The organism is Streptomyces sp. NPDC088197, assembly GCF_044741185.1.
Lineage (GTDB): Bacteria > Actinomycetota > Actinomycetes > Streptomycetales > Streptomycetaceae > Actinacidiphila.
In genome coordinates this window covers 263641-275064 of record NZ_JBIUSD010000008.1, presented here as the reverse complement: position 1 = coordinate 275064, position 11424 = coordinate 263641, and the positions used below count along the sequence as shown (strand labels likewise).

6 protein-coding genes and 1 pseudogene are annotated in these 11424 nt (G+C 74.4%); 6 read left to right on the top strand and 1 reads right to left on the bottom strand.

Annotated elements, in window-relative coordinates:
- Positions 1-12: 12 nt before the first annotated feature.
- The 5 genes and pseudogenes from ACIOC1_RS21550 (at position 13) to ACIOC1_RS21530 (ending at position 9497) form a co-directional block, all read left to right on the top strand.
- Positions 13-2838: a lantibiotic dehydratase gene (locus ACIOC1_RS21550; protein WP_401856071.1), complete on the top strand. Its 2826-nt coding sequence runs from the start codon at positions 13-15 to the stop codon at positions 2836-2838.
- Positions 2835-4004: a lantibiotic dehydratase C-terminal domain-containing protein gene (locus ACIOC1_RS21545; RefSeq protein ID WP_401856070.1), complete on the top strand. Its 1170-nt coding sequence runs from the start codon at positions 2835-2837 to the stop codon at positions 4002-4004. The genes ACIOC1_RS21550 and ACIOC1_RS21545 overlap by 4 nt, the downstream gene beginning before the upstream one ends.
- 1565 nt (positions 4005-5569) lie before the next feature.
- Positions 5570-6484: pseudogene (locus ACIOC1_RS21540) on the top strand (ABC transporter ATP-binding protein); the annotation flags it as partial.
- Positions 6485-6627: 143 nt separating this feature from the next.
- Positions 6628-7389 (top strand): ABC transporter permease, encoded by a 762-nt coding sequence (locus tag ACIOC1_RS21535; protein WP_188281751.1) that lies wholly within the window; start codon positions 6628-6630, stop codon positions 7387-7389.
- Positions 7386-9497, top strand: coding sequence for a TOMM precursor leader peptide-binding protein (locus ACIOC1_RS21530; protein WP_401856069.1), 2112 nt, complete (start codon positions 7386-7388; stop codon positions 9495-9497). Before ACIOC1_RS21535 ends, ACIOC1_RS21530 begins: the two co-directional genes overlap by 4 nt.
- 116 nt (positions 9498-9613) lie before the next feature.
- Here ACIOC1_RS21530 and ACIOC1_RS21525 read toward each other — a convergent pair whose 3' ends face one another.
- Positions 9614-9802: a thiazolylpeptide-type bacteriocin gene (locus ACIOC1_RS21525; RefSeq protein ID WP_093711265.1), complete on the bottom strand. Its 189-nt coding sequence runs from the start codon at positions 9800-9802 to the stop codon at positions 9614-9616.
- Positions 9803-9978: 176 nt separating this feature from the next.
- Between ACIOC1_RS21525 and ACIOC1_RS21520 the strand changes: the two genes are divergently transcribed.
- A complete protein-coding gene (locus ACIOC1_RS21520) occupies positions 9979-11406 on the top strand; it encodes an amidohydrolase (protein WP_401856067.1) in 1428 nt (475 codons plus the stop codon).
- Positions 11407-11424 lie beyond the last annotated feature (18 nt).

Here is an 11424-nt window from a genome sequence, read left to right as displayed (position 1 = left end):
GAAAGGAGCGGCATGAGCGTGATCGCCGACGCGCAGGACACCGAGGCGCCACGGAGCTGGCTGCTGCACCGCCGCTTCATGCTGCGGGTGGCGGGACTGCCGGTCGAGGCCGTCCACCGGCTGCGCTGCCCCGACACCCGGCGCTGGGCCGACCGCGTGCTCGCCGCCGAGGAGCGACTGGCCGCGCTCGCGGCCGAGTTGAGCGACCCGCTGACCGTCCTGGTCAAGGCCACCGAGGACGACACCGAGCGGCGCGCCGTGCTCGCGCTGCGCCGCCAGGTCTTCAACGACCGGCTGCCGCGCGACCCGGACGCCGTACGGGACCTCGCCGCCGCGCTCGGCGGCCCGACCGGCGAACTCCTCGCCGACTGGCTGGAGTCCCGGCTCGGACTTGAGCAACTGCGCGGCGATGGTGGCCCGTTGCTCGACCGGGAGCTGGCCGCGAGCCGCGCGGAGCTGCGCGGCCTCGCGGGCGAGGAGCGGCTGCGGCTCGCCCTCGCCCTGGCCTCGCCGACGCTGGACGGCCAGCTCGACGCGTTCATCGCCGACCGCGCCGCCGTACCGGACAAGCGGACCAGGAAGAAGGAGCGCTCGCTGCTGGCGTACCTCTACAGGACCGCCTGCAAGACCAGCCCGTTCAGCACCTTCACCGCCGTCGCCGAGGGCCGGTTCCGCGAGGTCGGGCCCGAGGTGCGGACCGGCGGCGACTGGACCAGCCACCCCCGGCTGAACGTCGTGGTGCTCGCCAGGCTCGCCGAGCTGATCGGCGCCGACGACACGCGGCGCGGCGACCTCCCCGTCGCCCTGTCGGCGGGCTGGGAACTGGACGAGAACCGGATCCGCTACGTACGCCGCTCGGTCACCGCGGGCGACGACAGCGCCGCCGTCAGCTTCGACGCGGCCCACGACCGGCTCTTCTTCCTGCGCCACAGCGACATCCTGGAGCGGATGATCGCCCTCTTCCACGGCGAAAAGCCCGTCAGATACGCCGAGTTGACGGCCTGGCTGGCGGCGGAGACCGGAGCGAGCCAGGACGAGGCGGCGCACTACGCCGCGACCCTGCTCGACCTCGGCATCCTCCAGATGACCGGCCTCGCCACCGATGTGCACGCCCCCGACCCGCTGCGGTCCTTCCAGAGCGCGCTGCGCGGCCTCGGCCGCGACTGGGCCGACGCCGTCGCCGACCGGCTCGACGCCCCGGCCGCCCGCGTCGACGCCTGGGCCACCGCCGACGTACCCGCCCGGCGCGCGCTGCTCGCCGGGCTGCGCCGCGACCTGACCACGCTCCAGACCGAACTGGGCGCCGCCGCGCCGTCGTTGCCGCAGACTCTGCTCTACGAGGACGTCCGCGAGGACGCGGTCGAGGCCGACGTCACGCAGTGGACGGAACTGGCCGCCGCGCCGCTGCACGCCCTGACCGGCATGCTGCCCGCCTTCGACGTGGCCCTCCCGCAGCGCCTGGTCCTCAAGGGCTTCTTCCTGGCCCGCTACGGCCGCGGCGGCCGGTGCGACGACCTGCTGCGGCTCGTCCACGACTTCCACGAGGACATCTTCACGCAGTACCTCCAGTTCACCTCGATGAAGTCGCCCTGGGCGGCCGACGGCGGCCACGCGCCGGAGGAGAACTGGCTCGGCATGCCCGAGGTCACCGCGGTGGACCGGGCCCGCGCCGAGTTCACCCGCCGGATGCGCGACGCCTGGGCCGCGTACGCGGCGGCGCCCGGCGGCGAACTGCGCCTGGACGAGGACACGGTGGCCGCCGTCACCGCCGAACTCGCCCCGCTGGGCACGTCCTTCGCCCCGCACAGCCACTTCCTGCAACTCGCCCGCCGCGCCGAGGACCCGCTGGTGGTGCTCAACAACTCCTACGGCGGCCTGTCCTTCCCCTTCACCCGCTTCACGCACTGCTTCGACGCGGCACCTGAGAACGGCGGCGCGGCGGCACCCGGCGGCGCGGCGGCGGACGGCGGCGACCCCGCACCCGGCGGCCTCACCGACCGGCTACGCGAGACCCTGCGCGAATGGCAGCCGCCCGGCGCGGTGTTCGCCGAGATCACCGCCGGGTCCGCCACCACCAATCTCAACCTGCACGGACGGCTCACCGACCACGAGATCGTCTGCCCCGGCGAGAGCAGCACCGTGCCCGCCGCCGGCCGGATCGACCTGGACGACCTGTACGCGGAACACGACCCGGTGGACGACCGGCTGGTGCTGCGGTCCCGGCGGCTCGGCCGCGAGGTCGTCCCGCTCTACCTCGGCTACCTCGTCCCGATGGTGCTGCCCGAGGTGCCGCGCACGCTGCTGCTCTTCTCGCCGACCTCCCGCGCGGCGGTCGACGTGTGGCGCGGCGTACCCGCGGGCCCCGAGCGCGACGGCGTCACCGCGCGGCCCCGGGTCCGCTTCCGGAGCCTGGTGCTGCACCGCAGGTCGTGGACGGCGGCGCCCGGCGCGCTGCCCGCCCGCGAACCGGGCCTGGACGAGGCCGGGTTCTATCTGCGCTGGCAGCGCTGGCGGCGCGACCACGGTCTGCCCGACCGGGTGTTCGCCACCGTCCACGAGGAGAAGGCCGACGACGCGAGCGGCTTCGGCGCGGTCTTCGGCGGCTCCAAGCCGCAATTCGTCGACTTCGACAGCCCGTTGTCACTGATCGCGCTCGACGGGCTGACCGGCGGCGGCCGTACCAGGACCGTCTTCGAGGAAATGCTGCCGGGCGAGCAGGAGTTGCACGTCCGCTCCCCGCGCGGCCACCACGTGGCGGAACTGGCCGTCGAAATCGTCCCCCGCGCGGCGGAACCGGCCGCGGCGGGCCACCACGGAAGGCAGGACAGCTCCGTATGACCACCTCCGGGGCGCGATCCGCCCCCGTCACCGCCCCGCGCCCGACACCGCGGTCCGCGCCCGAATCCGCGGCCGTGCCCGCACCGGCAGGCGCTGCGGGGCGCGGCGACTGGCAGGCGTTCCACGTCTTCTACGCCGCCAGCCCCCGCCCCTTCCTGCTCCAGTGCGTGCGCCCGCTGGTCGAAGGGCTCACCCGCGACGGCCTGTTGAGCGGCTACTTCTTCATCAACTACTGGCTGGAGGGCCCGCACATCAGGGTGCGGCTGCGCCCCTCGTCCCCGCAGGCCGCACCCGTGGTCACCGCGCGCGCCACCGCCGCCGTCGACGCCTTCCTGCGCAAGCGCCCCGCGCTCTACGAGGTCAAGGGCGGCTTCCTCGCCGACCTGTACAACACCCTCTTCGAGCTGGAGTTCCCCGGCGGCGAGCGCAACGGCCTGGTCGACGAGGAGGGCCGCATGCGCCTGCGGCCCAACAACTCCTTCAGCCCCGAGCCCTACGAGCCCGAGTACGGGAAGTACGGCGGCCCGGCCGGGGTCGAACTGGCCGAGTGGCACTTCCAGCGCTCCAGCGACCTGGTCATCGACGCGCTCGCCACCATGAACCTGCACCTGCGGACCGTACTGCTGGGCGTATCGGCCCAGTTGATGATGACCATGTCCGGGTGCCTGCTGCGCGACGACACCGCGCTGCTGGAATTCCTCGACCGCTACCACGAGTTCTGGAACTCCGCGTTCTCCGGCACCAACTACACCGCCCAGGACGGCTACGACCGCGCCTACGGCACGATGGAGGCCCTGCCCCAGCGCTTCCAGGAGATCCGCGCGGCGGTCGCGGAACCCGCGCCCGAGCGGCTGCCGACATTCCTCGCCGGGTGGGCCGAGCACTGCCTGGAGCTGCGCGAACGCGTCGTGGCCTTGGCGGACGGCGGCGACCTGGTCTTCCGCTCCTGGGACGGCACCCGCGACCTGCCGGTCACCGACCCCGGACAGGCGCTGCCGATGCTGCTGTCGCCGTACATGCACATGACCAACAACCGGCTGTCGGTCACCGTCCGCGACGAGGCGTTCTTGTCGTACGTCCTGGCCCGCGCGCTGCGCGAGCCCCGGACGCCGCCCGGCGCCGACTCCGACGGCCGGTCCGAGCCCCAGCCCTCGGCGGCGCCATGACCACCGGCGGCCTGCTCGAACTGCGGCCCGCGCTGCGCCCCGGCATCCTGGTCGGCCCCGCCCTGATGCGCGGCCCCGCCCTCGTCCATCTGCTCAAGGACCCGGTCACCGGGGTACGGCTCGAAGTCGGCGCCAAAGAGCACTTCATCATCGCCCGGCTCGACGGCAGCCGGTCGCTCGCCGAGATCGGCGCGGAGTACGCGGACCGGTTCGGCGCGCGGCTCGGCGACGCGCAGTGGCAGCAGATGCTGCGGCTGCTGTCGACCCGTCAGCTCCTCGACGGCGGCGGCCGGCCGGTCGTCGTGCCCGTCGCCAGTGCCGAACCGGCCGTCAAGTCAACGCTGTTGAGCGGGAAGACGCGCATGGTCGCGGACGCCCCCGCGCTCATGGACACCCTGCACGGCGCCACCACCTTCGCCCGCAGGCGCGCCGTCCTGTTCCCGCTGCTCGCGCTGGCCGTCGCCGTCCTCGCCCTCGTCGGCCTCCGCTTCGGCCAACTGGCCGACCAGACCGGGCGCCTGTACGACCAGCCGGTCGCGCTCGCCGCCGTCGGCTGCGTGCTGTGGGTCAGCCTCGGCCTGCACGAACTGGCCCACGGGCTGGTCGCGCGGGCGTACGGGCTGCGGGTCGGGGAGATCGGGCTCCGCCGGGTCTGGGGCTTCATGACGTACCTCTACTGCGAGGTGCACGACGTCCAGTTCCTCGACCGGCGCGGCCGTCAGGTCGCCGTCGCGGCGGCGGGCGCCGTCATGAACCTCCTCTTCCTCGCGCCCTTCTGGCTCGTCTGGGCCCTCCTGCCCGAACACGCCCAGGCCCTCCCCTTCTTCGGCGGCCTCATCCTCCTCGGCACCGCCATGGCCCTGCTCAATCTCCTGCCGCTCCCGCCGCTCGACGGCTACAAAGCCCTCGGTTACACCCTGGGCACGCTCCAACTGGCCACCGAGAGCCGCCAGTTCCTGGGCGTGGCCGCGCGTGCCCCGCTCGGGCGGAGGGCCGACTCCGGCCGGGACGGCGCGGCTGCCGCCGTGACGACTGGCCGAGTGCCCGGCTCCGGCCGGAACGCCCGCGCGCGGCTCGCCGCCTACCCCACGCGGCTGCGCGTCATCTACGGCGGATACGCCGCCTGTTGCGCGGTGCTGGCCCTGGCGGCGCTCGCCGTGGCCGGACTGCTGTGCCGCGCGGCGCTGCCGGACGACTGGCGCACCTGGACCCCGTACCTCCCGGTGGCCCTGGTCGCCGCGGCCCTCCTCCTGCGCCTGCTCGGCCTGCGCGCCGCGGCCATGCGCGAGGCGGCGCTCGCGCGCCGGACGCCGGGGGAGACGGCCGACCTCCGGCCGGGAAGCGGCTCCGCTGCGACCGCTACGGGCGCCACGGGCGCGGGAGCGTCGGCGCCCACCGGCTCCCCGGCCGCGCGGCGGGCGTCCGCGGCCGACGGGGCGCGGCCGTCCGGCGTGGCGCACGCCCTGCCGTCGTCCGCGACGACCGCCGCGGGCGCGGCGGCGGGCGCGAAGGACTTTGAACGGCCCGCGTCAGCGGGGACACCTCAGGAGCGGGAGAAAGGCGACATGAAACGAACCGCACGTCCGACGGGGCCGGCGATCGAACTGGTCGGGGTCAGCAAGCGGTACGGCGAGGTGCACGCGCTCGACGGGGTGTCGCTGACGGTCGAGCAGGGCGAGTTCTTCGGCGTTCTCGGGCCCAACGGGGCCGGAAAGACCACGCTCGTGGAGATCGTGGAGGGGATGCGGAAGGCGGACGCGGGCAAGGTCGCCGTGTTCGGCCAGAGCCCGTGGCCGCGGAACATCGCGCTGCTGCGGCGGATCGGGGTGCAGACCCAGGCGTCGGCCTTCTTCACGCGGCTGACCGCGTGGGAGCACCTGGAGACGGTCGCCGCGCTCCAGGGCGTGGACCGCGCCGCCGCGCGGCACGCGATGGACCTGGTCGGGCTGCGGGACAAGGAGCGCAGCCGGGTCGACGACCTGTCGGGCGGCCAGCGGCAGCGCCTGGCGCTGGCCACCGCGCTGGTCCACGAACCCGACCTGATCTTCCTCGACGAGCCGACCGCCGCGCTCGACCCCGAGGCGCGCCGCGCCCTGTGGTCGGTGCTGCGGGACCTGCGCGGCGAGGGCCGCACCATCGTCTACACCACGCACTACCTGGACGAGGCGGAGGCCCTGTGCGACCGGGTGGCGATCATCGCCGACGGCCGCGTCGTGGCGCTCGACAGCCCCGGCTCGCTGATCAGGTCGATGGCCGCGCCCGCGCGACTGCTGATCCCCGCCGGCCGGATCACGCTCGACCAGGCGCGCGCCGTCGAGGGCGTCGACCGGGCGTTCCTGGAGGGCGCCGAGGTCGTCGTCGAGACCCGGCACGCCAACCGGGTGCTGGTCGCGCTCGGCGAGTTCGTCGACATGGACGCGATCCAGACCAGGACCGCGACCCTGGAGGACGCGTATCTGCGGCTGACGGGACCGGGCGCCGGGGGAGCCGGAAAGGCGGAAGCCTCGGGCCCCGACACCGGGACCGGCCCCGACACCGGGACTGGCCCCGACACCGGCCCCGGTCCCGACCTCGACACCGGGACCGCCACCACGACGGCCGCCGTCGGAACGGAGCACCGTCCATGACCACCACCACCGCCTACTCCGCGCTGACCAGGGCCACATACCTGGCGTCGATACGCGACCGCACCACCGTCTTCTTCACCTTCGCCTTCCCGCTGGTCTTCCTGGTCGTCTTCGGTCTGCTCTTCCGCGGCCAGTCGGTCGACGGGGGCCTGGCGTACATCAACTACGTGGCACCCGGCGTGCTCTCGTGGGGCGTCGGCAACGCGGCGCTGTTCGGCCCGGCCTTCGCGCTGATGCACTGGCGGCGCGACGACATCCTGCGGCTGATCTGGCGTACGCCCACGCCGCTGCCCACCGTCCTCGCCTCGCGCTTCGTGGTCGCCGTCGTGGTCGGTCTGTCGCAGGCGGTGCTGTTCACGGCGGTCGCGCTGCTGCCCTTCTTCGGCCTCCACCTGGACGGGAGTTGGCCGCTCGCGCTGCCGCTGCTGGTCTTCGGCGTCGCCGCCTTCCTGGCGATGGGCCTGGTCGTCGGCAGCCTCGCCGACACCCCGGAGGCGGTCGCCGCCATCGCCAACTGCGTGATGGTCCCGATGGCGTTCCTGTCCGGCTCCTTCTACCCGGCGGACCTGCTGCCGGGCTGGATCCAGACCATGTCGTGGGTGCTGCCGCTGCGTTACCTCGACCACGGCCTCACCGATGTGCTGGCGGGGCGCGCCGACTTCGCCTCGCTCGCCGTCGACTGCGGCGGCCTGGCCGCCTTCACCGTCGTCTTCGGGCTGATCGCCGCCCGCACCTTCCGCTGGAGCAACCGGACATGAGCCTCGACACCGCGGTACGGCCCGCTCACGTGCCCGAGATCCCCGGGCAGACGCCGCTGGAGTCCGCGGGCCGCGACCTGGAACGGCGACTGGCCGCGCGAGCCGCCCGCGCCGCCGCGCCCGCGCCCAGGATCGCCGTCGTCGGCGGCACCGATGTGCTGCGCCCGGAACCGGCCGAGACCGCGCGGCATCGCGCCCGCGCCACCGTGCACCTGACCGCCGACGCCGTGCTCCTCGGCCCCTGGGGCGGCTCGCCCGCCGAGGCCGCCTGCGGCACCTGCCTGGCCATCCGCTGGCAGCGGCTGCGCACCCGTACCGAACGCGAGGCGCTGGAGACGGGCCTCGCCCGTACCGCCGCCGGGCGCTGGCCCGTGCTGCCCGACTTCACGGTCGACGCGGTCTGGGCCCTTTACGAACTGACCCTCGGGCGGAAGGCGGGGACCGGTTCGGAGACCGGTTCGGAAACCGGGGCGGAGACGGGGGCCGGGACCGGCGGCCACGACCTGCCCCGGGTCACCCGGTACGACCTGGAGACCGGCCTCGTCCAGACCGTGCCGCTGCTCGCCGATCCGCTGTGCCCGCACCCGCACGGCGCCCCGCCCGCGACGACCGCACCGACCCGGCCCGACCTGCCAGCACCCGACGCGGCGGCCCTCGACGTATCCTCCGCCGACGTATCCGGTACCGGCCCGTCCGGGCCCGGGCACTTCCTCGCCACCGGGCCGGAGGCCGAGCCCTTTCCCGTCTCGCGGCCCAAGCCCACCCCCGACAGCTACCGGCTGCGGTCACCCGGCGCGTACGCCCTGCCGACCGCCGCGCTCGCCAACCCCGTGTGCGGGGTGCTCGGCGCGGGCACCTGGAGCGATGTCACCTCGCCGACCACCGCGCCCGTCGCGGGCAGCGTCTTCATGCGCGGTTACGCGGGCCTGACCGACGTCACGTGGAGCGGCCAGGCCAACTCCTTCGCGCACAGCAGGGACTTGGCGTTCCTCGAAGGGCTGGAGCGGTACGCGGGCACCCACCGCAGGGAGACCGGCGGCATCGTCACCGACTCGTACGACAACCTCGGCGACGCGGCCCTCGACCCGCGCGACTGCGGGCTCTACACGCCGGAGACCTACGCCGCCGACCCGATGATCGCGCCCTTCGACCCGGCGCGGCCGATCCCGTGGGTACGCGGCTGGTCGCTGCGCGACGAGCGGGAGGTGCTGGTGCCGGCCCGGCTGGTCTACTACAGCGCGGGCACCGCCGCCGACCACTTCGTCTTCGAGTGCTCCAACGGCTGCGCGATCGGCAGTTGCCTGGAGGAGGCCGTGCTGTTCGGCCTGCTCGAACTCATCGAGCGCGACGCGTTCCTGCTCGGCTGGTACGGCAACGCCCGGCTCACCGAGATCGACCTCGGCTCCTGCCGCAGCCCGGTGGTGCGCGCCATGACCGACCGGGCGGCGCTGTGCGGCTACGACGTGCACGCCTTCGACAACCGCATCGACCTCGCCGTGCCGGTCGTCACCGGCCTCGCCGTCCGCCGCGACGGAGGCCCCGGCACGCTCGCCTTCGCCGCGGGCGCCGCCTTCGACCCGGAGACCGCGGTGGAGTCGGCGGTCTCCGAGATCCTGACGTATCTCCCGCACCTGCCACGGCAGGTGACGGAGCGTCCGGCCGAACTGGAGGCGATGGCCGAGGACTTCGACCTCGTCCGCCGACTCCCCGACCACGCGGCCCTGTTCGGCCTGCCGCGGATGAGGGAGCACGTCGGCAGCTACCTGGAGCCGCCCGCCGTAAGGCCGTTGGACGAGGTCTACGCGCGGTGGGAGCGGGACCGGCCGCGCGGGCTCGACCTGCGCGACGACGTCCTGTGGTGCCGGGACGAACTGGCGCGCGCCGGATGCGATGTCGTCGTGGTCGACCAGACCACCCCGGAGCAGCGGCGGATGGGCCTGCGGACGGTCTGCACGCTCGCGCCAGGTCTGCTGCCGATCGACTTCGGCTGGCCGCGGCAGCGCGCGCTGACCATGCCCCGGCTGCGTACCGCACAGCGCCGCGGCGGCCTGCGCCCCGACGACCTGCGCGACGACGAGGTGCGCCGCGTGCCGCACCCGTTCCCGTAGGAACCCGCAGGAACCCTGAGGAATCTCCGAGGAAACCGACGATGACGACGTCGCGACATGACTACTCCGCGGACCGGGGAGGCCGGTCCGCGGAGCGTGAAGCGGGTGGTGGCTCGTCAGGCGGTGCAGCTCGTGGTGCTGGTGGTGCTGGAGCAGGTGCTGGTGCTGGAGCAGCTCGTCGACGAGCCGAGCATGACCTCGCTGGCGTCCGAGTAGTCGGTGATCTCGAAGGTCTCCGACTCGAGCTCCAGGATCTCCTGGGCCAGAGAGGCGAGCGGCGTGTCCAGCTTGGAGATGTCAGCCATGATGACTCCTTCTCAGCAGGGAGCGCGGCCCGCGACGGGCCGGCCCCATCTTTCTACGCGCGTCCACTGGCGAATCACCCTGCCGCCCGCTGTCATCCCGCTTGCACCGCCCGCCGCCCCTGTCACGTGACCCGCATTCCGGCACCCCCGCCCCCGACCCCCGCCCGGAGCGCCCGATGAACCCGCCGACCGGACCCTCACCCGTATCCGGACCCACACCCGTATCCCCGCCCGTCTCAGGAACCGTCTCCGATGCCGTCCTGACCCGCGCCGCCGAGCTGTATCTGGACCTGCACCGGCACCCCGAGCTGTCCGGGGCCGAGGAGCGCACCGCCGCCCGCTTCGCCGCCGCGCTCAGGGCCGCGGGACTGCGCGTCGAACGCGGCGTCGGCGGCCACGGCGTGGTCGGGGTGCTGGCCAACGGCCCCGGTCCCGTCGTCATGCTCCGCGCGGAGCTGGACGCCCTCCCCGTACGCGAGAACACCGGCCTGGCGTACGCCAGTTCCGCCACCGCCGCGGGACCCGACGGCGCCCCCGTCCCCGTCATGCACGCCTGCGGCCACGACATGCACCTGGCGTGCGCGGCGGGCGCGGCGGCGTCGCTCGCGGGGGCCGCCGACCGGTGGCAGGGCACGCTCGTCGTCGTCGGCCAGCCGGCCGAGGAGACGCTCAGCGGCGCCGCCGCCATGCTCGCCGACGGCCTCTACCGGCGCTTCCCCGTGCCCGACGACGTGCTCGCGCAGCATGTGGTGCCGCTGCCCGCGGGCATGGTCGCGCACGCGCAGGGCCCGCTGCTCGCGGGCAGCGTCACCCTGGAGATCGTGCTGTACGGCCGCGGCGGCCACGCCTCCACACCGCAGTTCGCCGCCGACCCGGTGATCACGGCCGCGGCGGTCGTCCTGCGCCTCCAGACCGTCGTGTCGCGCGAGACGGGTCCCGGCGAGCCGCTGGTGCTCACGGTCGGCTCGGTACGGGCGGGCACGCCCGGCGCGGGGAACGTCATCGCGGACTCCGCGACCCTCCAGGTGACCGTGCGGGCCTTCTCCGACGCCGCGCTCGACCGGGCCGTGGCCGCCGTCCACCGGATCGCGCGCGCCGAGTCCGCCGCCTCGCCCGACCCGCAGCCGCCCGCTCCTGACCTGCGCGTCCTGTCCCGTTCCTGCCCCACCGTGCCCGACGCCGAGCTGACCACCGCCGTGCGCCGCGCGCACGAGGCCGCCTTCGGTCCGCAGCGCGTCACCCGCTGGCAGCCGTCGACGGCCACGGAGGACTTCGCGCTGTACGGGGACGCGGGCCGCGCGCTGCACGGCGTGCCGGGGATACGGACCGGCTACTGGATGCTCGGCGCGGTCGGCCCCCGGCAGTGGGTCGAGGCGGGCCGCGGCGACACGGACACGGCCGGGCGGCTGGCGGCGCTGCCGCCGAACCACTCCTCGCGGTTCGCCCCGCACCCCCGCCTCACCCTCGAAGCGGGTATCGCGGCGATGACTGTGGCGGTACAGGCCCGTATGCCGTCGGTTAAGGTCGCATCGACCGCGTCGAGCGTATCGACGACGCCGTCCCGGCAGGACCGTCCGGCAGGGCGGGGGACGGCGGGCACGTAGCGCAGCCACCCGAGGGGC

Excerpts from the sequence above, each read along its gene's own strand:
- ACIOC1_RS21525 (WP_093711265.1), bottom strand. The coding sequence starts at position 9,802 with ATGGCTGACATCTCCAAGCTGGACACGCCGCTCGCCTCTCTGGCCCAG.
- ACIOC1_RS21545 (WP_401856070.1), top strand. The coding sequence starts at position 2,835 with ATGACCACCTCCGGGGCGCGATCCGCCCCCGTCACCGCCCCGCGCCCG.
- ACIOC1_RS21550 (WP_401856071.1), top strand. The coding sequence starts at position 13 with ATGAGCGTGATCGCCGACGCGCAGGACACCGAGGCGCCACGGAGCTGG.
- ACIOC1_RS21520 (WP_401856067.1), top strand. The coding sequence starts at position 9,979 with ATGAACCCGCCGACCGGACCCTCACCCGTATCCGGACCCACACCCGTA.
- ACIOC1_RS21535 (WP_188281751.1), top strand. The coding sequence starts at position 6,628 with ATGACCACCACCACCGCCTACTCCGCGCTGACCAGGGCCACATACCTG.
- ACIOC1_RS21530 (WP_401856069.1), top strand. The coding sequence starts at position 7,386 with ATGAGCCTCGACACCGCGGTACGGCCCGCTCACGTGCCCGAGATCCCC.